Source organism: Anaerosporobacter mobilis DSM 15930 (assembly GCF_900142955.1).
GTDB classification, from domain to species: Bacteria; Bacillota; Clostridia; order Lachnospirales; family Lachnospiraceae; genus Anaerosporobacter; species Anaerosporobacter mobilis.
Genome location: NZ_FRCP01000006.1, coordinates 246,004 through 272,925, shown reverse-complemented (window position 1 = coordinate 272,925; position 26,922 = coordinate 246,004). Strand labels below are relative to the sequence as shown.

Annotated in this window: 24 protein-coding genes and 1 other annotated feature; of the genes, 18 read left to right on the top strand and 6 right to left on the bottom strand. The window is 35.6% G+C overall.

The features are described 5' to 3' along the window. Positions 1-230 precede the first annotated feature (230 nt). Positions 231-755 carry a hypothetical protein gene (locus BUB90_RS03975; RefSeq protein WP_073283167.1) on the top strand — a complete coding sequence of 175 codons (525 nt, stop codon included), beginning with the start codon at positions 231-233 and terminating at the stop codon, positions 753-755. A 63-nt stretch (positions 756-818) separates the two neighbouring features. Next, positions 819-2,105, top strand: a complete 1,287-nt coding sequence (hemL, locus tag BUB90_RS03970; RefSeq protein ID WP_073283163.1) for a glutamate-1-semialdehyde 2,1-aminomutase — start codon at positions 819-821, stop codon at positions 2,103-2,105. 223 nt (positions 2,106-2,328) lie between these two features. Here hemL and BUB90_RS03965 read toward each other — a convergent pair whose 3' ends face one another. Then, complete coding sequence (locus tag BUB90_RS03965; protein WP_073283159.1) at positions 2,329-3,534, bottom strand: MFS transporter; 1,206 nt, start codon at positions 3,532-3,534, stop codon at positions 2,329-2,331. 323 nt (positions 3,535-3,857) lie between these two features. On the opposite strand from BUB90_RS03965, the gene BUB90_RS03960 reads away from it, so the two are divergent. The 8 genes from BUB90_RS03960 to BUB90_RS03925 all read left to right on the top strand — a co-directional run bounded on the left by BUB90_RS03960 (position 3,858) and on the right by BUB90_RS03925 (position 10,197). Next, the gene (locus BUB90_RS03960) at positions 3,858-4,580 is read left to right on the top strand and encodes a PadR family transcriptional regulator (protein WP_073283156.1); all 723 of its coding nucleotides are present in this window, start codon (positions 3,858-3,860) and stop codon (positions 4,578-4,580) included. Between the two features lie 204 nt (positions 4,581-4,784). Further along, positions 4,785-5,564 (top strand): ABC transporter ATP-binding protein, encoded by a 780-nt coding sequence (locus tag BUB90_RS03955; RefSeq protein WP_073283152.1) that lies wholly within the window; start codon positions 4,785-4,787, stop codon positions 5,562-5,564. Then, positions 5,565-6,332, top strand: a complete 768-nt coding sequence (locus BUB90_RS03950; protein WP_073283149.1) for an ABC transporter permease — start codon at positions 5,565-5,567, stop codon at positions 6,330-6,332. Next, the gene (locus BUB90_RS03945) at positions 6,304-7,155 is read left to right on the top strand and encodes an ABC transporter permease (RefSeq protein WP_073283145.1); all 852 of its coding nucleotides are present in this window, start codon (positions 6,304-6,306) and stop codon (positions 7,153-7,155) included. Before BUB90_RS03950 ends, BUB90_RS03945 begins: the two co-directional genes overlap by 29 nt. 628 nt (positions 7,156-7,783) lie before the next feature. After that, complete coding sequence (locus BUB90_RS03940) at positions 7,784-8,152, top strand: VOC family protein (protein ID WP_073283142.1); 369 nt, start codon at positions 7,784-7,786, stop codon at positions 8,150-8,152. A gap of 74 nt (positions 8,153-8,226) precedes the next feature. Further along, entirely contained in the window at positions 8,227-8,673 is a 447-nt protein-coding gene (locus BUB90_RS03935) for a MarR family winged helix-turn-helix transcriptional regulator (protein WP_073283139.1), read from the top strand. A 15-nt stretch (positions 8,674-8,688) separates the two neighbouring features. Further along, complete coding sequence (locus BUB90_RS03930; RefSeq protein WP_073283136.1) at positions 8,689-9,075, top strand: metal-dependent transcriptional regulator; 387 nt, start codon at positions 8,689-8,691, stop codon at positions 9,073-9,075. Positions 9,076-9,120: 45 nt separating this feature from the next. Next, positions 9,121-10,197 carry a transglutaminase domain-containing protein gene (locus BUB90_RS03925; protein WP_073283131.1) on the top strand — a complete coding sequence of 359 codons (1,077 nt, stop codon included), beginning with the start codon at positions 9,121-9,123 and terminating at the stop codon, positions 10,195-10,197. A 25-nt stretch (positions 10,198-10,222) separates the two neighbouring features. On the opposite strand, the gene BUB90_RS03920 is transcribed toward BUB90_RS03925, so the two are convergent. Beyond that, positions 10,223-11,014: an AraC family transcriptional regulator gene (locus BUB90_RS03920; protein ID WP_073283127.1), complete on the bottom strand. Its 792-nt coding sequence runs from the start codon at positions 11,012-11,014 to the stop codon at positions 10,223-10,225. Between the two features lie 155 nt (positions 11,015-11,169). Between BUB90_RS03920 and BUB90_RS03915 the strand changes: the two genes are divergently transcribed. From BUB90_RS03915 to BUB90_RS03905, 3 genes are all read left to right on the top strand, one after another. Further along, a complete protein-coding gene (locus BUB90_RS03915; protein ID WP_073283124.1) occupies positions 11,170-12,651 on the top strand; it encodes an alpha-N-arabinofuranosidase in 1,482 nt (493 codons plus the stop codon). After that, the gene (locus BUB90_RS03910; RefSeq protein WP_073283121.1) at positions 12,651-12,902 is read left to right on the top strand and encodes a DUF6171 family protein; all 252 of its coding nucleotides are present in this window, start codon (positions 12,651-12,653) and stop codon (positions 12,900-12,902) included. The genes BUB90_RS03915 and BUB90_RS03910 overlap by 1 nt, the downstream gene beginning before the upstream one ends. Positions 12,903-13,017: 115 nt before the next feature. Continuing rightward, the gene (locus tag BUB90_RS03905; RefSeq protein WP_073283117.1) at positions 13,018-14,352 is read left to right on the top strand and encodes an MATE family efflux transporter; all 1,335 of its coding nucleotides are present in this window, start codon (positions 13,018-13,020) and stop codon (positions 14,350-14,352) included. A 124-nt stretch (positions 14,353-14,476) separates the two neighbouring features. Here BUB90_RS03905 and BUB90_RS03900 read toward each other — a convergent pair whose 3' ends face one another. Together BUB90_RS03900 and BUB90_RS03895 are read right to left on the bottom strand one after the other, a co-directional pair. Continuing rightward, complete coding sequence (locus BUB90_RS03900) at positions 14,477-16,198, bottom strand: hypothetical protein (protein ID WP_073283114.1); 1,722 nt, start codon at positions 16,196-16,198, stop codon at positions 14,477-14,479. A 308-nt stretch (positions 16,199-16,506) separates the two neighbouring features. Further along, a complete protein-coding gene (locus BUB90_RS03895) occupies positions 16,507-18,258 on the bottom strand; it encodes a DUF885 domain-containing protein (RefSeq protein WP_073283111.1) in 1,752 nt (583 codons plus the stop codon). Positions 18,259-18,573: 315 nt separating this feature from the next. Next, positions 18,574-18,899 (top strand) — a binding site (T-box leader). 441 nt (positions 18,900-19,340) lie between these two features. On the opposite strand from BUB90_RS03895, the gene metG reads away from it, so the two are divergent. From metG to BUB90_RS03875, 4 genes are all read left to right on the top strand, one after another. Next, complete coding sequence (gene metG / locus BUB90_RS03890; protein ID WP_073283108.1) at positions 19,341-21,302, top strand: methionine--tRNA ligase; 1,962 nt, start codon at positions 19,341-19,343, stop codon at positions 21,300-21,302. A gap of 208 nt (positions 21,303-21,510) precedes the next feature. Continuing rightward, entirely contained in the window at positions 21,511-22,275 is a 765-nt protein-coding gene (locus BUB90_RS03885) for a TatD family hydrolase (protein ID WP_073283105.1), read from the top strand. A gap of 21 nt (positions 22,276-22,296) precedes the next feature. Next, complete coding sequence (rsmA, locus tag BUB90_RS03880) at positions 22,297-23,178, top strand: 16S rRNA (adenine(1518)-N(6)/adenine(1519)-N(6))-dimethyltransferase RsmA (RefSeq protein ID WP_073283101.1); 882 nt, start codon at positions 22,297-22,299, stop codon at positions 23,176-23,178. 100 nt (positions 23,179-23,278) lie between these two features. Beyond that, positions 23,279-24,961: a DUF6128 domain-containing protein gene (locus BUB90_RS03875; protein ID WP_073283097.1), complete on the top strand. Its 1,683-nt coding sequence runs from the start codon at positions 23,279-23,281 to the stop codon at positions 24,959-24,961. Here the strand turns inward: BUB90_RS03875 and BUB90_RS03870 are convergent, their stop codons facing one another. Further along, positions 24,962-25,513, bottom strand: a complete 552-nt coding sequence (locus BUB90_RS03870; RefSeq protein WP_073283093.1) for a GNAT family N-acetyltransferase — start codon at positions 25,511-25,513, stop codon at positions 24,962-24,964. Positions 25,514-25,533: 20 nt separating this feature from the next. Continuing rightward, on the bottom strand, positions 25,534-26,235 hold the full coding sequence (locus BUB90_RS03865; protein WP_073283090.1) for an anaerobic ribonucleoside-triphosphate reductase activating protein: 702 nt from the start codon (positions 26,233-26,235) through the stop codon (positions 25,534-25,536). 183 nt (positions 26,236-26,418) lie between these two features. Between BUB90_RS03865 and tadA the strand changes: the two genes are divergently transcribed. After that, the gene (tadA, locus tag BUB90_RS03860; RefSeq protein WP_073283086.1) at positions 26,419-26,880 is read left to right on the top strand and encodes a tRNA adenosine(34) deaminase TadA; all 462 of its coding nucleotides are present in this window, start codon (positions 26,419-26,421) and stop codon (positions 26,878-26,880) included. The last annotated feature ends 42 nt before the right edge of the window (positions 26,881-26,922 follow it).

Genomic DNA, 26,922 nt, shown 5'->3' with positions numbered 1-26,922 from the left:
TAATTGCGAAACTCTTCTCCATGTCGACAACATATCTGTGTTTTAAGGCTACCTACTACAATTCTCTTAAAATTGTGTTACTTACCCATACAATAGAAAGCATTGTATGGGACGTTTAACACAATGCAGAGAATTGTAACGGTAGACATAAAACACATTGATATGTTTGTCGCCATTACAAAGAGTATCGCAACTGTCTATAGAATTATAATAATAAGGGGGGGATTACAATGTTAGTGCAGGATTCCTTAACGAAGATAATTGAGGATCAGACAAGAAGGACATTGTGGGAAGTGAAAAATGTAATTGACTGTATCCCGAATGGATTATGGAATAAGATATATGGTGAGATGCCATTATGGAAGCATGTTTATCATATGCTACATTCGTTAGATTTGTGGTTTATTAATCCCCGTGATCTGAATTATCAGGAGCCATCAATACATGTGAAGGATCTGAATAATCTAGATGTTACTAGTGAGAAGAGGCTAGCAAGAGAAGATATTGAGTATTATTATAATCAAATAGCAGAGAAAATAATAAACTATGTAAATGGTTTGCTGGATAAAGAATTATTAGAAAAACCAGTTAATTGTGAATATGCAAAGTTTACTCTAATATTAGCACAGTATAGACATTTACATTCTCATATGGGAATGATTATGGGCTTTATAATTGACGATACGAATCAATGGCCACGGGTAGTTGGTTTAGAGAAAGAAATCCCACAAGGGGACTATAGCAAGTATTTTTAAGTGAAGTAAATGGCATTAATTTGTAAGATTAAAAATTGTCTTGAATTATGCATGGAGGTAAGAATGAAGACAGATAAATCAGAACGTTTATTTACAGAAGCAGTTGAGATTATACCAGGTGGTGTGAATAGTCCGGTACGTGCTTTTCAAGCGGTTGGTGGAAGTCCGAGATTTATAGATAGGGCAGAGAAACAATACATCTATGACGTAGATGGGAATGAATATATTGATTACATTGGTTCTTGGGGGCCGATGATTCTTGGACATAAGAATGAGCAGGTACAAGTAGCGGTACAAGAAGCAATTGATAAAGGTCTTAGCTTTGGTGCAGCGACAGAAATTGAAGTGGAGATGGCTAAGTTGATTTGTGATATAGTGCCTTCCATTGAGATGATACGAATGGTGAATTCAGGAACAGAAGCTGTTATGAGTGCAATTCGTGTTGCAAGAGGATACACGGCACGTAATAAGGTAATTAAGTTTGAAGGTTGTTACCATGGTCATGCAGATGCTATGCTAGTGAAAGCTGGTTCTGGTGTTATGACGTCAGGTGTACCGGATAGTGCAGGTGTACCGGCCGGTTGTGCAGAGGATACATTAACTGCAGTATATAATAATCTTGAAAGTGTAGAGAAATTATTTGTCGAGAATACAGGTGAGATTGCAAGTTTAATCGTTGAACCGATTGCAGCGAATATGGGTGTTATTTTACCACAGGAAGGTTTCTTACAAGGGTTACGAGAAATCTGTACAAGAGAAGGAGCACTTCTTATCTTTGATGAAGTAATTACGGGATTTCGTTTACAATTAGAAGGTGCATCAGGTTACTTTGGTATCAAACCGGATCTTATTACTTATGGTAAGATTATAGGCGGAGGAATGCCGGTTGGAGCTTATGGTGGACGTAAAGATGTGATGCAAGTTGTATCCCCAGTAGGAGCTGTATATCAAGCAGGTACATTAAGTGGAAACCCCGTAGCTATGCGTGCAGGGATTACACAACTTAGAATACTGAAGGATCACCCAGAAATCTATAGGAAAATTAACGGATATGGAGAAAGACTTCGTTCAGGTTTACGTGATTTAGTTAAGAAGTACGAAATTCCATGTGTAGTGAATGGAATTGGTTCATTAAGCTGTATATTCTTTACGAAGGAACCTGTAGTAGATTATGTGTCCGCAAAAACGTCTGATACTATTATGTTTGGTAGATATTTTAATCATATGCTGAATAAAGGACATTATATTGGACCAAGCCAATTCGAGGCAATTTTCTTATCTGCAGCTCATACAGAAGAGGATATTCATAGATTCTTAGAGGATGCGGAAGAGTTCTTTAAACAATGTTAGGATTAAAGGGCTGAATAGCTATAAAATAGAATATGTAATTAATAGTTAATATAGAAGGAAGACGTGATTGCTTTTAATCAAGATCAATCACGTCTTCCTTTTAGTGAAGCAAAGTTTTATTGTAGTCTTTTACATAAGTGGCTCACTATATAATTATTGATCAGAACAAAATTAGTTCTGTTCTTAAAGTAATAAACAATCACAATTGTCATTGCGTCTACAATTATTTATTGATTGCATGAACATTTTTATTAGTCTGCATGCGACCTAATACCTTAATACCAAGAATAAGAAGAATCGGGAATATAATCGCCCCTAAGATTCCTGCTTTCAAGTTATCAGAGAAGGTACTAGATACCAATCCCACAAAGGTTGGTCCACCAGAGCAACCAAGATCACCAGCTAATGCAAGGAAGGCGAACATGGCAGTGCCGCCTCCACGTATAGTAGCAGAGGCAATACTGAAGGTTCCAGGCCATAATATTCCTACCGATAATCCACATAAACCACAACCGATTAGTCCTAGGACAGGATATGGAGAAAGAGATATAATCAGGTAAGATAGGACGCAAGTGAAACCACTGAATAACATGAAGCGATTCAAATTAATTTTATGACCGTATTTTCCGTATATTGCACGTGAGGTTCCCATAAGGATAGCAAATAACATTGGTCCTGCGAGGTCACCAACCGTCTTACTAACATGTAGTCCTTTTTCTGCAAAAGTTGAGGCCCATTGACTTACCGCTTGTTCGCTTGCTCCTGCACAAACCATTAGCAACATAAGCACCCAGAAAACTTTCGTCTTTACTAAATCTTTCAATTTCAAACCAGTTTCATCATCGTCTATGAGTGGAGCAATTGGTACCTTAGTAAAGGAGATGGCATTTATAATAGGAATGATAGCCCAGAAGATAGCAAGTAACTTCCAGTTATGTATACCGAATAGGGCAAAGAATAAAGTGGAAAGTAAAACAACACTTACATGGCCCCAACAATAGAAGGAATGAAGTAAACTCATAGCCTTTTCTTTGTTATCTGTAGGGCAAGCTTCTACAATCGGACTGATTAGAACTTCGAGTAAACCACCACCAATTGCGTAAACCATTACGGATATTATTATTCCTATATAGGCATCCGACATCAAATCTGGAAGGATAGTTAATAAGATTAATCCTGCAGCGGAGAAGATGTGGGCAAGTAAAGCGGAGGCACGATAGCCTATTTTGTCTACAAAGCCTATGGATAGTAAATCAATTATAAGTTGTAATCCGAAGTTAACAGTCACTAGAAAGGTTATCTTGGATAAAGAGATCTGATAGGTTGATTGTAGGGTAAGAAAGAGTAAAGGGACGAAATTATTAATAATAGCTTGAACAATATAACCAGTAAAACAGGCATATATGGTTTTTTGGTATTTATTTTTCAATAGTAGAATCCTCCGTTATTCATTGATATGCTATCCAATACTACAGTGAAATTAAAATGTAAAGTGTAATTGAATAGGCAAACTAATATAAATAATAGCATATATAAAGTATATTTTCTTGCATTAAACGGTTTAATAATAACACAATAGTAAGATTGTGTTAGAAAAATATAGCAATGTATTGACAATTACTCAACGTTGGATATATAATATATCCAACGTTGAGTAATTGCTATGTCTATAGTACTGTAGACTAAGAAAAATTCATGACAATAGAAAGTTCAAAAACGTGCTTTCTATTGTTTCTGGAAAAGAGGAATTGTATGATAAGAGCGTTAATTCTATATTATCTTAGTATAAAGCCAACACACGGGTATGAGATTCAAAAATTCATTCAGCTGTCAGGTACGGATCAATGGATGAAGATTCAGTCAGGATCTATTTATTATGCATTAACAAAACTGGAAAAAGAAAAATGTATTGATGTTTTAAGGGAAGAGAGAACTGGATCAAGAGTGCGTAAGATCTATAAGATTACAGAACATGGTATGAAGGAGATGCATAAGGAGATAATGAGTGTGTTACAAACCCCAATTGCTGGTACAGGGTCACCCAAATTCATTATAGAACCTATGCTTTCATTACTTGATGAATCTGAATTAAAGGTAGCGATTCAAAACCATATTAAAGAACTAGAAGAAAAGCGCGAATATTGGAAGAGATGGTCCGACATAAAGGCAGGTAAAGATGCAACTAAATTGGTCCAGTTATCTTTCTCGATGACAATTAATGCGTTAGAGGATCAGATTCTTTGGCATAAAGAGCTATTAGATAATCTAGAGCTATATTTGAATGAAGGGGATGCCATGAAGAACTTCATTATACAGTTTGATGTAGATAGTGATGAAACAGAAGTAGAAGTGTCTGAAGTGGATCAAAAAATTAGCTATTTGAATAAAATAAAAGATATTATTAAGGATAATCCGAGTAAAGCTCTAGATAACCTGGACTTAATATTAGAAGAATTACAAAGACAGAAGTCATAACTACGCTCAAAAAGTATATAAGGTGCAAATGTTGAAAAGTCTTGAAGAAAGTATGGAATATCGTCTAAGATAGGAAGCCTAATGTGGATAACGCCATAGAAATTTCTTTGACTTTCAATGCTGCACCTAAATATATAAGCATATATCCAATGTTGGATAAACAATATTGGTCAAAAAATAATTAATAAGGAGAAAGAGGCTGTTATGTTAAAAGAGATTAAGAAGGAAAAAGAATGTATTATGGAATTACAGGATATGCAGAAAAGTTATAACAAGGTAGAAGTATTAAAGGAAATTAGTTTTAGAGTTCAAACGGGGGATATCATTGGACTACTTGGACCTAACGGTGCAGGTAAGAGTACATTGACTAAGGTTATAGCGGGAATTGAGAAGGCGGATAACGGTGTGGTTTTATTCCATGGAGAGAACATACAAAAGAATGCCATCAATTTTAAGAAAAGGCTTGGAGTTGTTCCGCAAGATATTGCATTATATGAGGACTTAAGTGCTTACGACAATGTTAAATTCTTTGGATCGTTATATGGTTATAAAGGGTTAGAGCTTCAAAACAGAATAGAAGAAGTTTTGAATTTTGTTGGGTTGTGGGATCGTAGAAAAGAATCTCCATCTAAATTCTCTGGTGGTATGAAGCGAAGATTAAATATTGCTTGTTCCGTCGTTCATTCCCCTGAAATCTTAATTATGGATGAGCCAACTGTAGGAATAGACCCGCAGTCGAGGAATCATATTATGCATTTGATTCGAACTTTACAAGAGAGAGGAACTACCGTCATCTATATATCACATTACATTGAAGAAATCGAAGAATTGTGTAATCGAGTGATTATTATGGACTATGGTAAGCTCCTTGTGGATGATGAGAAAGATATAATCAAGAAAAGGTACTATGATAAGGGGTGCGAAAACTTAGAGTCAATATTCTTGACTTTAACGGGGACAGATTTAAGAGATGGGGTGGAATAGATGAATATACTAAAGGTTTTAATTCGTTTTCAAACAGGAAGAAGAATAAAAGAAGGTTTTTCTATTGGCTATAACATTATATTTCCTATCTTGTTAATTAGTATATTAGGTGTGTTGACTAGGAATCAATTTGGTGATGTTATAACAAGTTACCAATACTATACGGTTGTAATGATTCCATTCTGTGCATGTATGGCCCTGATTACTGCTGCTTATGCTGGTAAAGAGGAAGCTTATGCAAAAACAGCTGTGCGTATAGTTATGGCGCCAATAAGTGAACGACAGATTGTTTTATCTAAGATATTCTCGTGTACAATCGTATTCAGTATCTGTAACTGTTTTACTTTCGTCATATGTGGCTTCATATGGCAATTACCTAGAGGAATAGAGTGGATCTTGATTTGTTTATTATTAGTGGCTATGAGTTTTTTAGTTGCAGCAATCGGCGTACTTCTCGGAACAGGTATGAAGAATTTTCTTTTCATTAAGAATCTTATCAATCTACCTGTGGGGTTGTGTGCAGTAGCAGCAGGAGTGTTTTTCCCACTTGGAACTAGTAATCCAGTAGTTCAAGGAGTCCTTAATTTATCACCTCTTACTCACGTAAACCGTTATCTTTTTGCTATGCTGTTCGATCATATGAAATCAGGAGTATGCATTCTAATATTGATTCATGTTGTGGTTGGTGTATTCATTTCGATTTTTGCTATAACAACATTTAAAAAGGAGGAATTTTTACATGGGGATTTACCTGGTTATAAAGAATAATATAAAGAGGGCAATGAGAAACCGCATGAATATAGTAATGGTTGTATTGGCTCCTTTGCTGATATGTGTAGTAACGGTTATTTCTCTACAGTTTAAGACTAATATAGTACGGGTAGGAATTCTAGACGATGCAAATACAACAAAAGAAGATATTAAGTATGTTATGGAACAACTAGATGGGTATCAGGGTATTGAAGTTCAAAGGGCTGAGTCAACTTTAATAAATACGAATCTTATAATGGGGAGATATCATAGATATATCGATACGACAAAACCTCTAGAACCACAGGTCCGAGAGATTAAAGCTAGCACAGTAATAGCAAAAAACGTTTCGAACTCAGAAAAATCATCGAAGACGGCAAAGCAGGCAGTGGGTTTATTAATAACAACCTTTTTAATATTAGCAACCGTTCATGCAACACAATATCTTAAGGATCAAAAAAGTGGAACTATTTCTAGATATATGATGTCTGGTCGCGTAAAAGGTAGTTATTTTATTGGTTACTGTGGATATACGTTCCTAATTACTGCGGTTCAGTGTGGAGTGTGTCTGGGGCTTATGACGGCAATAATGCCAAGGGTACGAATGGAGTTTACTCTGTTTATAACCATTGTATTAACCATTGCTTTATTAGCAGCAGTATTGTCCATGTGTATCGTCAAATTAAGTAAGAGTGATCTGAGGGCAAATCTAACCGCATCGTCTGTAGCAATTATCTTATCATTACTAGCCGGAACTTTTGTAGCGACAGAACATATGCCTAAGAGTATGCAAACACTACAAGTACTTAACCCGATAAATTGGATACTGAATCTATTGTAGGGGTTTGAAATAGCTCATAATGAAATTCTTGATTTATTAGTATTAGAATACCCGACTAATGTTATGCCGAACGTAGTTCGATGAGCAACTGTATAATGTCGTTGTTACTAGTACCACTACGAACTTCAGCGTTGCGAGTGAATTAACAAAAGGATATCCAATTGGATATCCTTTTGTTGTTATATTTTTTCTTTATCTTTTGTATCTATATTTCTTTATCCTTCGTATGGTAATCTTTTGTAATTTAATTCTTTATCGTTGGTAGTAATTATCATTCGTATTTTATTCCTATGTACTTTTGTTATTTATCATTTGTGTTTTGTTCTTTTGTGGCTTGTTTATGCATAACACAGCTAACGCTGTGATATTGCTATTATAGTAAACTATTCCTTGGTAGCTAAAGTACTGGTATATCTATGTTTCCTCAGTATTTTTCATCAATCATAAAATGATTATATGCTTTATCTTGTTTTATTATAATACTTCTTATCAAATAATGCAATGTCAATACAAGGAAAAAGTGATAATTAACACTCATATATTTCGCTATGTATTGACGTTATTATTTGAAATCAAAGAAAAGCTATGTTAAGATATTACTACAGATAATAAAAATGGGAGGTAGCATATGAAATTTACATTTGCACATAATAATTATAACGTATTTGATCTTGATAAATCTCTTTCATTTTATAAAGAAGCGTTAGGACTTGTGGAAACAAGAAGATTCGAAGCACCAGATGGAAGCTTCATTCTTGTATATCTTGGCGATGAAACTACACCACATCTTCTAGAGCTTACTTGGTTAAAAGAATGGGATCGTCCTTATAATTTAGGAGACAATGAATTCCATCTAGCTTTCCAAGTAGATGATTATGAAGCAGCTTTAAAGAAACACAAGGAAATGGATTGTGTATGTTTTGAAAATCCTGACATGGGAATCTATTTTATCAGTGATCCAGATGGTTACTGGTTAGAAGTTGTTCCATCTAAATAAATCGATGGTAGTCAAGGCTACACGGGGGGCATACACTTACGTTAACCTAGGCGATATAGAAATGAGGAAATAATATGGATGCATACAGCACGTTTCATGAAACGTTAGTCAATTTGTTTAACGATATAATGGAGTTGGAACAAAAAGCTATTATTACGGAACGATTTAAAAATATTACAAATAATGACATGCATATCATAGAAGCAATTGGAGACAAAGCAGCTAAGAATATGTCTTCTATAGCAAAAACATTAAAAGTAACAGTTGGGACGTTAACGATTGCGATAAACAGTCTTGTTAAAAAAGGATATGTGAATCGAACTCGCAGTGAAAAAGATAAACGAGTAGTGTTGATATCACTAAGCGAACTTGGTAAAGAGGCATATGCACATCATAAGAACTTCCATGAGAAGATGATTAAAGCAATGATAGAGGGATTAGGAGAACAAGAAACCACTACATTAGTAATGGCATTAACTAACCTGAATCAGTTCTTTAAGAGTTACCAGTGTGATAATTAATAATCTGGAGGTACAATGAAAGAGAAATATACACTTACCGCATCACAAGAAGATTATCTTAAGCAGATTTATATTCTAGCACGAGAGCATGAAGAGGTAAGAGTAACAGATGTAGCAAAATATTTAGGGTTATCTAAGCCAAGTGTAAATCGAGCAATTAATACCCTAAAAGAGGACGGATTTATCGTGCATGAACATTATGGAACAGTTAAGTTAACTCCAAAAGGCGAAAAAGCAGCGAATAATATCTATGAGTCATATAAGGTGATTCGTAAATTTCTAATAGAAGTTTTAGAAGTTGACGAAGAAACTGCTAATCTTGAAGCCGATCTTATGGAGCACCATTTAAGCAAATCAACTAGGAAGAAATGGAAGAAATACTTGAAAAAGCGAAAGAAGTAACTGGACAATTAACGTTAGGGTAAGAATGGGTAGGAGGAAAATAGGATGTATGTTAAAAAGCGGAGAACATTTTTACTATGTATCCTTTTAATGATTTCACTTATCTTTCCGCAGATTGTAACAGCAGCGACAACGAAAAATCGTGATGAATTCATCAATGAATTGTATAAGGCAGTTACAAATCGTGAAAGTAAAGTAATAATAACTTATATAGGAAAAGATGGGGATAAGATTTTTAAGGACTTTGATGATATGTTAACGGATGCATACCAGATAGACGATGAAAATACATCCAGTGATGCAGATTATTTACAAGGATTACTTAAATCATATACCGTATCTTCTAATGGAAGTTTATTCGTTATAAAATTTAGTTATTATGAGACATTAGAGGAGACCAATGAAGTTGATGCTGAGATTAAGAAAGAACTAGAATCTCTAGGTGTACGGAGCATGTCGCCATATGGAAAAGTGAAAACGATACACGACTATATTGTTGATCGTTTGGAATACGATACAGACTTAGAGAAATTCAGTGCATATGATGGTTTGTTTAATAATAGTACCGTATGTAATGGTTATGCCCTATTATATTATAAGATGTTAACTGAGGCAGGGATTCCTTGTAAAGTTATTACGGGACTAGCCGAGACAGATGGTGTACAGACGCTACATGCATGGAATATAGTTAAGTTAAAGAATAAGTGGTATTTTGTTGATCCTACATGGGATGATCCCATTGGAGGAACTAGGATCTATTATGATTATTTTCTAAAAGGTAGTAATACGTTTAATAAAGATCATATTGCTACAGATCAATTTGCTACGGAAGAGATATTGGAAGAATATCCGATTTCAGAAAAGAATTATAAAGTAACAACATCTGATATTAAGATGTTGTCGAAGTTATCCTTAAAGGTGAATAAGAGTAAGAAAATTACTCTACCAATTCCAGAGAAGGCAAGTGTACAATGGAAGAGTAGTAATAAGAAGATTGTAGTGGTGTCAAAGACCGGTAAAATAACTGCTAAGTCAAAAGGAGCAGCAACTATAACAGCCACTGTTACTATGCCTGATAAAACAGTGAAAAAACTAACTACAAAAGTTACCGTAACCAAATAAATGAATAACAGGGTATCACTAAGGATTACTCCTTATGTGATACCCTGTTTCTGTATTCTTTTGGTGTGTAGCCAGTTAGTTTCTTAAACTGTCTCATAAAGTGTACATCGTTTTCATAACCACAGAGGGCAGCGATTTCCTTAATCCGATAATTGGTTTGAGTAAGATGATATTTGGCGAATTCTACCTTACTAACAATCACATCCTGAATACAGGATATTCCAAAGGTTTTTTTGTATAAGGCGTGAAAGTGAGAAGGACTAAGGTCTAATCTACTTGCCAATTCCTGTGTGGTGTGCTTCTTATCTACGGAGTTATAGATATACGAACGTAATGAGAGCAAATCGTGGTAATATGGCGAATAAGGTGTAGTTAATTCATTGGCCTTGAGTTGTTCTTCGATTTTTAGAAATAGAAGTTTTACGATTAGCTGCATGGAATCTTCTTTTCTGCTATTTGCTGAGAGATGCTCAAAACTTAAATCACGAACCTTTCTCGATACCAACTCCATGGTTGGAATTTCATATAAAGTATCATAGGAGATAATGGAAGAAACATAGGATTGTTCAGCTTCGTCTTCAAAGTCGAAGTGTATGAAATCATTACAAAAGGGCTGACTAACGGCGCCATAATATTGTGGAGACATTTTGTTGAACAAAATCAAACAGTTTGGTTTCGTTAAGATGGTTTCACCATTAATCTTGAAGAAGCTAGGTGTTAAGGTGAGTAGAAGTAGATAATCACCTGACCCATGAGGGCGATGAATATAAAAGTTTGAATTTTCTCGGTAGTGATAACCTATGCTATGTAGTTTCATTTTAAGTCACTCCATTATGGGATTATTCATATAATAAAAAATAGAATATATCAGTTTTATAATAAGATATATCATTGTAATCAATTTGTCAATTATGTAACATTGAGATATAAAATTCATGAAAAAATATATGGAGATACTTTAGGAGGTACAAGATGAAACAAGCGAAACTATATGTAAACGCAGCAAATCGTAAGAGTAAAATTAACAAAGAAATCTACGGACATTTCTCTGAGCATCTAGGAAGATGTATCTATGAGGGGATTTATGTTGGAGAGAATTCTGCTATTCCTAATACGAATGGTATGAGAAACGATGTTGTAGAAGCCTTAAAAGAAATCAAGACACCAGTACTTCGTTGGCCAGGTGGCTGTTTTGCAGATGAATATCATTGGAAAGATGGTATTGGACCAAAAGAAGATAGAAAGAAGATGGTTAATACCAATTGGGGTGGTGTAACAGAAGATAATAGTTTTGGTACTCATGAATTCATGGAGCTATGTGAACAGATTGGCTGTGAACCATATATCTCTGGAAATGTAGGTAGTGGTACTGTACAAGAGCTTGCTGAATGGGTTGAATATATGACCTTTGATGGTATCTCTCCTATGGCGGATTTGCGTAAGAAGAATGGAAGAGAGAAACCATGGAAATTAAAATATCTTGGTATTGGCAATGAAAACTGGGGCTGTGGAGGCAGTATGCTTCCAGAGTATTATGCACACGAATATAGAAGATACCAAACGTTTTGTAGGAATTTTAGCGGAAACGAGTTATATAAAATCGCGTGTGGACCTAACGCAGCTGATTATAATTGGACGGATAAGCTTATGTCTATGTTGAATACGTTTCATACAAAGGCAATTAGTCTTCATTACTATACTATCCCAACAGGTGATTGGTCTAAGAAGGGTAGTGCTACGGAGTTCTCTACAGAAGAATATTATAAGACAATACAAAATGCATACCAAATCGAAGAACTGATTGTTAAACACTGTGAAATTATGAGTAAGCATGATAAAGACCATGAAATCGGATTAATTGTTGATGAATGGGGCAATTGGTTTGATGTAGAACCAGGTACGAATCCAGGATTCTTATATCAACAAAATACAATGAGAGATGCAATTACAGCCTCCATTAATCTGAATATCTTTAATCAACATTCCGACCGTGTGGTGATGGCTAATATTGCACAAGTAGTTAATGTATTGCAATCGGTTATTCTTACAGAAGGCGATAAGATGATTAAGACACCTACCTTCCATGTATTTCGTATGTACCGTGACCATCAAGAGGCTACTTTACTTGACAGTTATATAGACAGTTGTGAGGCAGGTGAAGAAGTGATTGTGCCTGCGCTTTCCCAATCGGTTTCTATAAGAGAAGATGGAAGTATTCTTATAACAATATCCAATTGTGATTTGCAGGAAGAGTATGAGGTTACGCTAGATCTTGTAGGTAAAGCGTTAGGCGATTGCTCAGCAGAAATATTACAATCAAAAATGGATGCCTATAATTCCTTCGAAGATGGACATGTAGTGGAGCCAGTAAGTTATGAGGGATATAGAGTAGAAGGAGATAAGTTAATTCTTACTGTACCTGCTTGTAGTGTAGTATCCATTAAGGTGAAATAATGACCTGGGCATGTAAGAAATGTTTGCTCTCAGAAATTGATAAGGACAGATATTATGCAAACATGTATGAATATATTGAATTACTTCCAATCGATATAAAGACAGAAGAGAATGAATACCAAAGAAGGCTTTCTCTTTGTAAGCAATGTGACGATCTAGAGAACGGTATGTGTAGAAAATGTGGGTGCTTTGTTGAAGTAAGAGCAGCTAAGAAAGTAAGCAATTGTCCTAGTGAAAAGCATTTTTGGTAAAAAATATGGGGATTACTATTGTGGAAGCGACAAAATACGACTAGAATGAGATAGAATAGATAAGTTCTATTTACTAAAGTAGAAGACGTATTGCAAAACGACAGTAGGAGATATCATGTTATTTTCAAAAAGTAGCTTAAAGAAATTAATAGTACCATTGATTATTGAACAGGTACTGGCTGTAACGGTTGGAATGGCCGATGTAGTCATGGTGTCAACAGTAGGCGAGGCAGCCATATCGGGTGTCTCGCTTGTTGATATGATCAATAATCTTATTATCGCAGTCTTTGCTGCATTAGCGACAGGAGGAGCTGTAGTAACAGCACAGTTTATTGGTGCAAAGAGAAAAGATAAGGCATGTAGGTCAGCAAAACAATTACTGTTGATTGCGCTAACCATTTCAACAGTTGTAATGATTCTTTCGATCTTATTCAGGAAAACCATACTATCCGTATTGTTTGGATCGATAGAGGAAGATGTTATGAGCAATGCATCAACCTATTTTATAGTAACTGCTTTATCCTTCCCGTTTCTAGCTATCTATAATTCTAGTGCCGCATTGTTCCGTGCCATGGGTAACTCGAAGTTATCAATGAAGGTGTCTATTCTTATGAATATAATAAATATAGCTGGCAATGCAATCTTTATCTACGGCTGCAAGATGGGGGTTGAGGGGGTAGCAATACCGTCGTTACTATCTAGGTCGGTGGCAGCAGGTATTATGTTTTTCTTGTTATGTAATAAAAAGAATGAGGTACATCTGGTGGGTAGAAGTATACGGCCCGATTGGTATATGATTAAGAGAATCTTATATATCGGAATTCCAAGTGGAATAGAGAGTGGATTGTTTCAGTTTGGACGTGTAATCGTAGTTAGTATAATTGCACGATTTGGTACGATACAGATAGCAGCTAATGGAGTTGCTAATACCATTGATAGTATGGGTTGTATAGCAGGTCAAGCTATGAGTCTTGCAATGATTACAGTAGTCGGGCAATGCGTAGGTGCCCATGACGAAAAACAGGTTAAATATTATACGAAGAAGATATTAAAGATTACATATGCAATAACAGCAGTGGCGAATACTTGCATCTTACTTGCATTACCTTTGATCTTGCAATTGTTTTCCTTATCACCAGAGACTAGTAAATTAGCGTATATATTAATTTTTATTCATAATGGTATGGCGATATTCTTGTGGCCAGCTTCCTTCACCTTACCGAATGCGTTAAGGGCATGTAACGATGTGAAATTCGCCATGATTCTATCAATCTTTTCTATGTTTGCGTTTCGTATTCTATTCAGTTATATATTAGGAGTATGGTTAGGATATGGAGCGTTAGGCGTATGGATGGCTATGGTTATGGATTGGATTTTCCGTGTTTGCTTCTTTGTGTGGAGATTTGCAAGTGGTAAATGGAGAGCCAAAGCTGGGTTTGTAGATGCATAATAAAACAGACAATCTTTATGATTTGTACGAATTTGCGGATATTTCATATCCACGAAACCGTATAAAACCATTTAAAAGATTGTCTTTTTATGTTGTATTTATTACCTACTGTTACTTATTGTGATTAAGGATTTAATCGCTTGATTTGATATACCATATTAGTAGATGGATATGCTTCAACTGAAAAGATAGTTTCTCCATTAATTGAGGTACCAGTAACTTCCCGTTCTCTTTCCAAATCATATAGGACAACATCTTCCTCGTTAATAACGATAGAGATGTTATGTATGAATGGATTGAATGAACGGACGATGAAAGTATCATTATCATACGTAAAGAGCGTTACGTTTGATCGTGATTGTAGACGTACACGCATCTGATCTTGAATGGATTCTCGTATTGTGTTAAGAATTGTTTCAGGGTAGTTGTATAAATCGCCAAAATCATCTGGAATAGTAACGATAAACATACGACCGTTTCCGTACTTGGTTTTTAATAGGATAGGGAAGTTGTTATCCGTTCCTAAACCTCCAATTAATTCCCACACATCGTTGGTAAAGAACTCAAGTTGAGGTATTAGAATCTTGTTAGAAGTCTCTACATGTCCGCCATAAGATACTCCGCCATTAGGGGAATATGCGTAGGAGTTTACAAGTGCTTTTCTAGAGGTATAAGTGACATGCATGAATTCAAGGAAGTCATCACCAAGTTTTTCTACAAAACCGGAAGTCACCATAACATCAGCACCATGCATCAAACTCTTCTTAACTTTCTCTATAATCTCAGGATCGCAAGCCGCATTTGCTGTTAATAGAATATTCTTAGCTTCGCTAGGGTATGTTGGATAAGGGTCAAGCGGAATACCACACATACCAATATAATTGTGTAAAAAGTCTTCGCCGTGGCTATGGTATGGAAGGTAGGTTGCCACACCTGTTGGAGTTCCTAATAATTGAAGATATCCGTCAACATCCTCCATCATTCGTCCTACTGCAGGTGCAAAGTTATGAAAGGTAGGATCTTTGGTTAAGGATGATAGATTGAATAACATAGCTTCCTTCGCTTTGGCAAATAGGGTAAGATAAGCCTGATCTAGATAAGAAGTCAGGTTATAGGTGCATTCATATGGATCAAACCAACCACCTAGGTTTTTTCCAGGCTTTACATGTTCTAAATAGCGAACGATAAAGTAACTAAGATATTTAGGTAGATGCTGCTGTGAATACATAGGGTTTCTGGTTTCTGTTCCAGTGTATATATAATCGAAGATAAGTGGTTCATCTTCTAGATTATATCCAGCATCTTGATAATGCTCATACCAGTTAGGGTATTTGATAATTGCTTTGACATTGGGATTTACTTCTTTCGCTGTCTTAACGATAGCATTTTCGGAGATATCTTTCATCAAATCTAGACGAAATTGTGTCCAAGAACGAGTTCCCTTTGTTTCGATACATCTTGGGCAACGACAGTTTGTAAAGTAGAAATCATCTAAGATAAACTCATCAAACAGTTTGGAAGTAAGCGTAACAATAGATTTGAGCTTCTCTCTTGTTTGGCTAGAAGTGTAGCAGAAAGGATGAAATCCACCATCACCATGGTCTTCATCTTCAGTAGTGATACCACCTGCAAGTTTCATACCTTTTGATTCAAAGAATGATTTCAGTTTTAGTAGTTCCTCTTCTATTAACATGTTACCGCCTCGATAAGTCTCGAGATAAACTTTGCCCACGTTAGTATGTTTTACAAGTTCATCGAAGTGTTTTTCAAATGTAGTAAAGTCCTGAATGTTAGCAATAGAAAACACAGGACAATACACACTTGAATTAAAATTTTTATAGCCCATTAGTATAATACCTCCTTAGTATGTACTTGGCAAATGAGTGATTGACAATATCAAATCCAACCACTTGAATTGGAGGGAAGTTGCTAACTCCAACCCATTGACCTTGTATAATAGTTATAACAAACTAGTCCGTACATAAATAGTGAGATATTTGGAGATAAAAGATGTAGAAAATGGAGATTATTAAATTCTAACAGATTATACACAAAAAGCACTTGAATAAGTAAAAATTAGTATTCTAATTACCAAATACTATGCTTTTACTTATTAAGTGCTTTAAGAAATTTTATATAGATTGAATCTTATTGCTATTTAGCGGAGTTTATCCACTTATCAAGATATTTATCGATTACAAAAAATTGACTTGGACCAGTCTTTAGAATGAATTCATGAAAGTCTTTTTCTGAGAATTTATCCTCTAATGCTTTTTCAGCTTTATTACGTAACTCCATCAGTTCAATATATCCAATTGTATATTGTAGATAGTTAGCGGGTTCTTCAACCATAGAGATATAGAATTGATCCAATGTTTCTTCATCTGTTATTCCGAGCATGCCTTTGAGATACTCATCAGATTCTTTTCTAGACCAACCTTCGTAGTTAATACCAATATCAGCTCTGGCATACATCATAAGAATAACAGCATTGTTTTCTTCAAGAAGGCTTGCTAAGTTATCATCGATACCAGCCATATGATAGGATATCATTTCAACATAAGTTGCCCAACCTTCTGAATATCCCCCAAAGTTCATAGTGCTACGGATTGGAGCGGGATTTTGCTGAGCATAATATACGTTTTGGAATAGATGTCCTGGGTACCCCTCATGTGCTAACGTTGTGAAGATTTGTGATAAGTCGAACTTGTCACTGCCATTGATATAGATTGAATTATCTTCGTAATTGTCAATAGCAGGAGTAAGGTAGAAGGCAGGGCTTATAAAATCTTCAAGAGATTTATGAACATATTTAATCGTGTAATTTACTTTATCCATATCAGGAAAACGATCCTTAATTGCATCTTGAAGATAAGTGAGAATCTCTTCAGGATCTGTCATTGGATAAGAAGGGTTACTTGCCTGATCTAGAAGAGAAGCATCCTTTGCAAGTAAGGTTTGCATACTTGCGATATTCTTATCCATGTATTTATCAAGAAGCTTGATTAATTCCTCTACACTACGATTCGATCCTGTTTCCGTACGAACTAATGATTTGTAATATTCTTTCCCTTTATCAAGATTGCATAAACCACCTTCGTTTGTACCGGTACCTTTTAGACTTTTTAATCCGTCAATAATTAGTTGATAAGCCGGAATTACATAGTTTATTACAGCGTCTTTGTTCTTTTCTTGATAAGTTTTGATTTCATCTTTGGTTAAGCCATCATATTGTTTCACCTTATCGTTGAAAACGGTAATAAGGAAGTTGTTTTCTTTATCGGCTATTAACGCTTCACATTGTTTAATAATATCATCTGCACTTCGATCACTCATGAAAAGACCAGCATCTGACTTTAGTTTCTCAAATTCAATTATTTGATTAAAGTAATCATATGTACATGGTAGTAATTCCAGGTATGCATCAATATCATCTTTGTCGTAGAAGCTATATTCGGCATATAAGATAGGAAGTTGTGCTTGTAATCCAACAGTTGGACTTAATACTTCATAATACAAAAGTAAATCTTCTGCATTATCATCGACCTTATAATAGTCCTTCATAACATCATAGGTGAGTTTTTGGTCATCAGTAAGTTTTTTGTAATCAATTGCTTTCAAACGTGCTGCGTAATTTTCGCTTTTGGCGAGGCTTTCCTTCATGGCTTCTAATGTAAAATCACCAAGGGTTGGTTTGTAATTGGTAATACCATATTTTTCGGGATTTGCTAACGTATAATTAAGAGTTATGCTGTCGCTTTGTACATTATCTAAGAAAACTTCATTCGATAAAGCGTCGAATTCCTCTTGTGTTTGAGCAGCACTCTTACCCTTATCACAGCCTGTCAAGGCGAATAAGAAAACAATAAGTGTGAGTAGTAGATACAATTTCTTGTATTTCTTCATAGTTACCTCCATGCCTACGCTGTTTTTCTTGACAAGTTTGTGGCGTAGACACAAACCTGTTCCTTACTATTAATAGTATCCACTCCTGATTGTAGTATGTCAGGAATTTCATTAAAACTAGACTATTCACAAACTTTTAAGAAAAGTCAAGCTGAATAGTTAGCAATAGATTAGCATACATAGTGTATATTAATATATTAGTAAAAGAAAGTAAATAGAAACAATTCGAATAGATATTTGTTTTTTACAGATACTAACAGGAAGGAAAATTATTTTGACATTAATGTATGGGAATGCTATACTACTTATTAATATGAAAATGCTGTGAAGAGAAGAGTACATGCGTAAATCATTAACAGAGAACCCTGTTAGCTGAGAAAGGGTAATTGCTAAGCGTATGGAAGATGGTCTTGGAGCTTCGTTTCTGAATGAGTTATACGGATTTTACGTGTATACTCTTTAGGGAATGACGGGAATCTGCAACCGTTACCATGCAAGACTGTTGCTAAGGCATCGACGCTAGTTTAACATTACTTAATGGATAACAAAGCCTGTATAGCGTAGTTAGCAGTTGTTAAGTTCTATTTTGTGAAAAATAGAAGAATTAAAGTGGTATCACGAGACTTCATCTCGTCTTTAAACGAAATCATAGGATTTCCTTAAGGGCGTATTTTTTTTGCCTTAAATAGATTCGTTAACAGCAAAACTCGATACACTTTAATAGAGCTTCTAAGCTAACGTACTATAACACAAAACACGCTAGCACTTTAGTACTTCTATGTGTGTACAGAGGTTTTTGCAATAGGTGCGGAAACGCCTTCGATTCGGCATCCTGCCTCAGCTCTGGCTGGCTCGGCTTCCATGCCTCGCCTTCCTAGACTATCTAGTACACACTAAGAAGTACTAGCAGTGCTTTGCTATCATTTTTTAGTTATAGTACGTTAGCTAAGAAGCAGTTTAACATATTGAGAGTTTTGCATTTACTACTTTGTCCATACACAAGCACAAGTAAGTTTATGAATAGTATTTTGCCTCTCCAATTAAAACAAAATTATTATTAAGTTATCAGGAGGAATGATTACATGAGTAAAAAACCGTATTATATTAGTACTGCAATTGCCTACACATCAGGAAAACCACATATCGGTAATACGTATGAAATCGTATTAGCAGATAGTATCGCAAGATTCAAACGTGCACAGGGATTTGATGTGTACTTCCAGACAGGAACAGATGAACATGGTCAAAAAATCGAGTTAAAAGCAGAAGATGCAGGTATCACACCACAAGAGTTCGTAGATGGTGTGGCTGGCCAAATCAGAGGAATTTGGGATCTTATGAATACTTCTTATGACAAATTCGTTCGTACAACGGATAAGGATCACGAGAAACAAGTACAGAAGATTTTTAAGAAATTATATGACAAAGGGGATATCTATAAAGGTTTCTATGAAGGTATGTATTGTACTCCATGTGAATCTTTCTTTACTTCTTCTCAATTAGTAGATGGGAAATGTCCTGACTGTGGAAGAGAATGTCAACCAGCCAAAGAAGAAGCCTATTTCCTAAAATTAAGCAATTACACAGACCGTTTAATAGAGCATATTAATACACATCCAGAATTTATCCAACCAGAATCAAGAAAGAATGAGATGATGAACAACTTCATCTTAGCAGGGCTTCAAGATTTATGTGTATCTCGAACATCCTTCAAATGGGGTATCCCAGTAGATTTTGATGATAGACACGTGGTATATGTATGGCTTGATGCACTAAGCAACTATATCACAGGGCTTGGTTATGATGTAGATGGTAACAATGAAGAGAACTATGGTAAGTATTGGCCAGCAGATCTTCACTTAATTGGTAAAGATATCTTGCGTTTCCATACAATCTATTGGCCAATCATGTTAATGGCACTTGAATTACCATTACCAAAGCAAATATTTGGTCATCCTTGGTTATTACAAGGTGATGGTAAGATGAGTAAATCCAAAGGAAATGTACTTTATCCAGATGATCTAGTTGATTTCTTTGGCGTAGATGCGGTTCGTTATTTTGTTTTACATGAGATGCCATTTGATAATGATGGTGTTATTACATGGGAACTTATGGTTGAGAGAATGAATTCTGATCTAGCTAACACACTTGGTAACTTAGTTAACCGTACGATCTCTATGTCAAACAAATACTTTGGCGGTGTAGTTACGAATACAAACGTAAAAGAAGATGTTGATGATGAGTTAATTACGCTAGCTTTACAAACTCCGAATAAGGTTGTAGAGAAGATGGATAAATTACGTGTTGCGGACGCAATTTCTGAAATCTTCACTTTATTCAAACGTTGTAACAAATACATTGATGAAACAATGCCTTGGGCACTTGCGAAAGAGGAAAGTAAGAAAGAAAGATTAGAAACAGTTTTATATAACTTAGTAGAATCTATCTGTATTGGTGCAAGTTTATTAGAATCATTCATGCCAGAAACAGCATCAAAGATTCTTAGCCAATTAAATACCAGTGTGCGTTCAATAGAAGAGATGAAAGAGTATGGTAAATATCCATCGGGTAATAAGGTTACTGATGCTCCAGAAATCTTATTTATGAGACTTGATTTAGAAGAAGTTATGAAGAAAGTAGAAGAGATGAAAGAAGCACAGTTGAAAGAGGTTTCTCCACAAAAAGAGGAAGAACCAGTGATTGATATTGAGGCAAAAGCGGAAATAGAATACGATGACTTTATGAAGATGCAATTCCAAGTTGGAGAAATCATTGCATGTGAAGAAGTGAAGAAATCAAAGAAACTACTTTGTTCACAAGTTAAGATTGGTAGCCAAGTAAAACAAATTGTATCAGGAATTAAAGCACACTACACAGCAGAAGAGATGGTTGGTAAGAAAGTTATGGTATTAGTAAACTTAAAACCAGCTAAATTAGCAGGTGTATTATCGGAAGGTATGCTTTTATGCGCAGAAGATGAGAATGGCGAATTAGCACTTATGATACCTGAGAAGAAGATGCCATCAGGAGCAGAAATCTGCTAATGTTAGTTTGTAATGAAAGAAGAGACTTATTAAATGGTCTCTTCTTTTTTCTGCTAATCTGCTTTGTTTCCTAATTTACTTGTAACTTATAGGTTACTTGGTTATAATAAGGAATGAAAATTACGTAGGAAAAGTTAACGAAGCTGTTGACCTAAGACGATGAATAATGGAACTTAGTGCCGTCAGCTAAAGTCGATGGAGGCTAATAATGATAATAGATACACATGCACATTATGATGATGAACAATTTGATATAGATCGAGAAGAGATTTTGAATTCAATGCAAGATAGTGGAATAGAGTTGATAGTGAATGTAGGCGCAGATATGAAGACTTCGGAGCAGACTCTTAAACTTACGGAACAATTTCCTTTTGTTTATGGTGCTGTTGGGGTTCACCCAAGTAGTACGATGGAATTAGATGAAACGAAAATAGAACGTTTGAAAGAATTAGCAAATATGCCGAAAATAGTTGCTATAGGAGAAATCGGATTAGACTATTACTGGGATGAACCTGATCGTGATACGCAAAAAAGGTGGTTTGATCGTCAGATGGAATTAGCAAGAGAAGTTAAATTGCCTATAATCATTCATAGTCGAGATGCTGCGAAAGATACATTCGATATGATGAAAGCAGCTCATGCGGGCGATATCTCAGGTGTAATTCATTGTTTCTCTTACTCCGTGGATATGGCGAGAGAATATCTTAATATGGGATTTTACCTTGGCATTGGTGGCGTGGTAACGTTTAAAAATGCTAGGATAATAAAAGAAGTTGTAGAGTATGCACCGATAGATAGTATTGTATTAGAGACCGATTGCCCTTATCTAGCACCAGAACCAAACAGAGGTAAGAGAAATTCTTCTCTATATCTACCCAATGTCGTAGAAGAAATCGCAAGAATCAAAGGTCTTGAGACAGATGAAGTAATTGAACTTACAAGGAAAAACGCAACAAAATTATATCGTTTATAAGAAAGCAAAGAGGATAATTGAATGGATCACAGTAACAAATTAGCAAATCCACAGAATACGATAGAAGCAATAAAGAAGTATAATTTCGCATTCCAGAAGAAATTCGGACAGAATTTCTTAATTGATACACATGTGCTAGAAAGGATTGTGACAGCTGCTGGTGTAACAAAAGACGATTTGGTATTAGAGATCGGACCTGGTATTGGATCTATGACTCAGTACTTATGTGAGAATGCCAGAGAAGTTATTGCTGTGGAAATTGATACAGCGTTAATACCTATTCTTAAAGATACGTTATCAGAGTATGATAATGTAACAGTTATAAATAAAGACATCCTTAAAGTTGATATTAATCAACTTGCAATGGAGAAGAACCAAGGAAGACCAATTAAAGTAGTAGCGAACCTACCATATTATATAACAACACCGATTATTATGGGGTTATTCGAAAGTCATGTACCAATTGACAATATCACAGTAATGGTACAAAAGGAAGTTGCGGATCGTATGCAAGTTGGTCCAGGAACAAAGGATTATGGAGCGTTATCCCTTGCGGTACAATATTATGCAGAACCATATATCGTAGCGAATGTGCCCCCTAACTGCTTTATCCCAAGACCTAATGTTGGTTCGGCAGTAATACGTCTTACAACCCATAAGGAAATACCAGTACATGTTGAAGATGAGAAGTTAATGTTTCGCTTAATTCGTGCATCTTTTAATCAAAGAAGAAAGACTCTAGTGAATGGACTTAACAATTCTCCAGAGATTCATCTACCAAAAGAAGTCATTGCACAAGCAATCGAAGAGCTTGGAGTTTCGCCGACAATTCGTGGGGAAGCACTTGATTTGGAACAATTTGCAGAATTAAGTAATATAATTAGTCGACTATATCGCAGTTAATTAATAGATTCCTAACATAAAGGACAACCTTTTTGAATATATATAAAGCATAAGTAATTGCGCTTTTCTTTATGATGGCCAAAAAGGAAGGATGAGTGGGATGTCAGAATATAAACGACTGATTTCGTATATTTATAATTATGAAAAGGGTATAAAAAAGAGTAATGTTGGCTTTGCTAAGATTGAACTCAGGAACGGTCAATGTAGGATTTCAATTAACATAAAGGCAGCCAGCCTAAATGGACAGAAGTTACGGATATATGCATTCTATCGTGAAAATAAGAAAATGATTCAAATCCTATTAGCAGAATCAGGGGTTAAGAATGGGGGATTTGAGTGGAAGGGAATCACGAGTGCAAGTAATATTATGAATACGGGACACAATTTTGACCAGTTAGGTGGGGTGCTTTTATATTACTCTAAGGATAAGTATTTTGCGACTGAATGGGACGACCAACCAATTATGCTGACACACCTATATGAATGGGACGAGATGGAAAGTTGGAAAACTAAAGGTAAGGATACTGTTACAGAAGAAAACAAAGACAACATGAAGATAGCAGAAAAAGAGAATTCTCTGAATGAAAAAGTTGTTAATATAGAATTTAATAAGGGAACAAACAAAAAAGTAATCAAAGAGGTAATGCCAGAGCCGAAGATTATTGAGGTTCCTAGAGATGAAATTACATATATTAGACAAAAAAAAGAAGCCGAAGACGCAATTAGTAAGAGCCAGGAAGAAATCGTTCAAAGTATATTGAAGAGTATTGATAGTGGGTGGGAACTTTTTTGTAATAGTCAGAATGATACGAAAACAAAACGAAAGACAAACACAAAAAAGAAAGCAAAATTAGAGTTGCAGGGAGCAGAGTTAGATGATGAGCCTAAGACTACGACGAATATAATTAATGAGATAGAGGATAGTATAACACCAGAGACAGCCAAATTAGTGGGGTATCGGTTTATCAATTGGTATCGGAGCCAAGAAACTGGATTTCCGGTTGTAGATGCCAAGGTTAATGTTGCGAATGCCGATAATCAATACCTTCAACAAGAAGCAAGAGTGACAGAAGGAGTTGATAATGAAGAAGGGGCTGTAGAACTAGTAGAAAATGTAGAAGTAGAAGAGAATATAGAACTTGAAGAGAATATAGAACTTGAAGAGAATATAGAACTCGAGGAAAATGTAGAAATCGAAGAAAATGTAGAATTTGAAAACGAAGAAATTCTAGTTAATGAAGCAAATGATATTGGTGCAAAGATGTATGAACAGGAAGACCAAAAAGAGAACGAAGAGGAAGAAGTCGCGGCAACATTGACTAGTGAGGAATATGGAAAAACTCTGTTTGAAGAGGAACAATCCTTCTATGAAGCGAATACTGAGAAGGAATGGAATGAGCGTCTTGAAGAGGTAGCGAAGAAGAAAACCTCAACAGCTGAAAGAATCTTACAGAAGTACCCAGCTATTTATCCTTTTGAGGACGATGAGATTGTTGCATGTGTTAGAATAGAGCCGGGAGATATTGGATTATTTCCAATAGAAAATTGGGTCCTTGGAAACAATAGTTTTTTACTTCATGGATACTATAACTTCCGCCACCTAATTTTTGCAAAGCGGAAAGTAATAGATGGTGAAGAATATATCCTTGGTGTGCCTGGAGTTTTCCAAAATCGTGAGAAGTTTATGGCAAAGATGTTCGGATTTGCACAGTTTAAATGTTCTAAGAATGTAGAACAAAAGACTGGAGAATTCGGGTATTGGTATCTCAAGATTAATATGTGATTAATGAGATGGATTGATCAGTGCGTAACGCAAATGATCAGTCCATTTGTTGTTTAGACGAATACAGGATTTTGCAATGCCTTCAAATTCAAAACCTAGTTTCTCGATTAAGTGAATGGAAGGAGCGTTCATCGGATGAATAAGTGCTTCTATTCTATGAAAATTGAGGTCATTAAAGACTACCTCAACGGCTTTTTCTAAAGATTCCGATGCGTAACCATATCCAACATAATCCTGGTCTAATTTGTACCCAACGGTACAAGTCATAAGGGAACCTTTTTGAAGATTCTGAAAACATACACAGCCAATTATATGTTCAGGATTGGACTTCTCAAAGATCCAAAAACGCAGAAAATGTAATTTAACCGTTTCATTATATTCATATACAAGATTTGCTCGTTGAAAGTCTTTTGTGTAGAACAAGCGAACGCGATCTGGCTCCCAATAGTTAAAAAAATTTTTATTACGTTCATAAAAATTGAGTACTTCAGCTGCGTAAGAGCTTGTTATTATTCTAAGTTGTAGACGTTCTGTTTCATAATATGACTTCATAATAATAGACTACTCCTTTATTAATTCGTTTCCATTCCACGAATTCCTACAGTATTAAAATATGGTTGTAAAGCTTCTTGATATTCTACCATTGTTTCCTGGGTAGGTGCATGAAGACCTGGCGATAGAATATCTCCACTATCTAAGAATAACTGAAGATAATATTCCTTGGAACCCTCTAACCATCTTCCAATAGCCAGCATGTCTTCTAGGGAATGGTATTCCTTAACAACTGTAGTTCTGAATTCATATGGAATACCGCTGTTTTGTATAAGTGAGATTGAAGCATCGATGGCATCTAAGGAGTATCCAGGGACACCAATTGTTTCTATGTATCGAGCGCGGGAATTCTTTATGTCCATGGCAATATAATCGAGTAATTGCTGTGACAATAAGTACTGCAACATAAGTGGATTACTACCGTTTGTATCTAGTTTGACCTTTAATCCAATATTCTTGATAACTTGTATGAATTCAGGCAAATCTTTAGACAAGGTTGGCTCGCCACCAGTAATGCATACTCCCTCTAAGATACTACTACGACTCTTTAAGGTATCAAGTACTTCAGAAACAGTAAGTGATGGTTGTGTATCTGTAGATAGTACAAGAGAAGAGTTGTGGCAGAAGGGACAACGGAAGTTGCAACATCCTAAGAAAATAGTTGCAGCCAGATGCTTAGGATAATCAAGCAAAGTGGTTTTGTTGAATCCATGGATTTGCATAGAAGTAAACGTGCTCCTTTCACAACAGTATATTTTATGTTATTATAATAGCATATATAATTAGAATAAACAAATTAGATTAGTACGTTTATTATTTGCCAAACTCTTTTCCTTGTCGCCATTACAAAGAGTTTGGCAATTTCCTAACTACTAGAATAGATTAAAGGAGCATGTTGGCTAAATATGGACCAAAAATATATGAGAGAAGCTTTGAAACAAGCGAAAAAAGCGGATAAAATCGATGAAGTGCCAATAGGTTGCGTCATAGTATATGAAGATAGAATTATAGCGAGAGCTTACAACAGAAGAAACACAGATAAGAATACTCTGGCGCATGCAGAATTGTTAGCAATTAAAAAGGCTAGTAAGGTGCTTGGTGATTGGAGACTTGAGGACTGTACCATGTATATAACGCTGGAACCTTGTCAGATGTGTGCAGGTGCAATTGTACAAGCAAGAATTAAGAGAGTGGTTGTCGGGAGTATGAATCCGAAAGCTGGATGTGCGGGCTCTGTACTGAATCTCTTGCAGATGAATCAGTTTAATCATCAGGTGGAATTAGAAACTGGTGTAATGGAAGAGGAATGCAGTCGAATGCTTAAGGAATTTTTCAAAAGACTACGAGAGGAAAAGAAAAAAGGATAATTGTAGCAGTCAAAATATATTGACAAGTACAAGGGATTTGTG

Excerpts from the sequence above, each read along its gene's own strand:
- BUB90_RS03925 (WP_073283131.1), top strand. The coding sequence starts at position 9,121 with ATGTATGTTAAAAAGCGGAGAACATTTTTACTATGTATCCTTTTAATG.
- BUB90_RS03870 (WP_073283093.1), bottom strand. The coding sequence starts at position 25,513 with ATGAAGTCATATTATGAAACAGAACGTCTACAACTTAGAATAATAACA.
- BUB90_RS03940 (WP_073283142.1), top strand. The coding sequence starts at position 7,784 with ATGAAATTTACATTTGCACATAATAATTATAACGTATTTGATCTTGAT.
- rsmA (WP_073283101.1), top strand. The coding sequence starts at position 22,297 with ATGGATCACAGTAACAAATTAGCAAATCCACAGAATACGATAGAAGCA.
- BUB90_RS03955 (WP_073283152.1), top strand. The coding sequence starts at position 4,785 with ATGTTAAAAGAGATTAAGAAGGAAAAAGAATGTATTATGGAATTACAG.
- BUB90_RS03915 (WP_073283124.1), top strand. The coding sequence starts at position 11,170 with ATGAAACAAGCGAAACTATATGTAAACGCAGCAAATCGTAAGAGTAAA.
- metG (WP_073283108.1), top strand. The coding sequence starts at position 19,341 with ATGAGTAAAAAACCGTATTATATTAGTACTGCAATTGCCTACACATCA.
- BUB90_RS03895 (WP_073283111.1), bottom strand. The coding sequence starts at position 18,258 with ATGAAGAAATACAAGAAATTGTATCTACTACTCACACTTATTGTTTTC.
- BUB90_RS03930 (WP_073283136.1), top strand. The coding sequence starts at position 8,689 with ATGAAAGAGAAATATACACTTACCGCATCACAAGAAGATTATCTTAAG.
- BUB90_RS03875 (WP_073283097.1), top strand. The coding sequence starts at position 23,279 with ATGTCAGAATATAAACGACTGATTTCGTATATTTATAATTATGAAAAG.
- hemL (WP_073283163.1), top strand. The coding sequence starts at position 819 with ATGAAGACAGATAAATCAGAACGTTTATTTACAGAAGCAGTTGAGATT.
- BUB90_RS03885 (WP_073283105.1), top strand. The coding sequence starts at position 21,511 with ATGATAATAGATACACATGCACATTATGATGATGAACAATTTGATATA.
- BUB90_RS03865 (WP_073283090.1), bottom strand. The coding sequence starts at position 26,235 with ATGCAAATCCATGGATTCAACAAAACCACTTTGCTTGATTATCCTAAG.
- BUB90_RS03920 (WP_073283127.1), bottom strand. The coding sequence starts at position 11,014 with ATGAAACTACATAGCATAGGTTATCACTACCGAGAAAATTCAAACTTT.
- BUB90_RS03950 (WP_073283149.1), top strand. The coding sequence starts at position 5,565 with ATGAATATACTAAAGGTTTTAATTCGTTTTCAAACAGGAAGAAGAATA.
- BUB90_RS03905 (WP_073283117.1), top strand. The coding sequence starts at position 13,018 with ATGTTATTTTCAAAAAGTAGCTTAAAGAAATTAATAGTACCATTGATT.
- BUB90_RS03975 (WP_073283167.1), top strand. The coding sequence starts at position 231 with ATGTTAGTGCAGGATTCCTTAACGAAGATAATTGAGGATCAGACAAGA.
- tadA (WP_073283086.1), top strand. The coding sequence starts at position 26,419 with ATGGACCAAAAATATATGAGAGAAGCTTTGAAACAAGCGAAAAAAGCG.
- BUB90_RS03900 (WP_073283114.1), bottom strand. The coding sequence starts at position 16,198 with ATGGGCTATAAAAATTTTAATTCAAGTGTGTATTGTCCTGTGTTTTCT.
- BUB90_RS03945 (WP_073283145.1), top strand. The coding sequence starts at position 6,304 with ATGGGGATTTACCTGGTTATAAAGAATAATATAAAGAGGGCAATGAGA.
- BUB90_RS03935 (WP_073283139.1), top strand. The coding sequence starts at position 8,227 with ATGGATGCATACAGCACGTTTCATGAAACGTTAGTCAATTTGTTTAAC.
- BUB90_RS03910 (WP_073283121.1), top strand. The coding sequence starts at position 12,651 with ATGACCTGGGCATGTAAGAAATGTTTGCTCTCAGAAATTGATAAGGAC.
- BUB90_RS03960 (WP_073283156.1), top strand. The coding sequence starts at position 3,858 with ATGATAAGAGCGTTAATTCTATATTATCTTAGTATAAAGCCAACACAC.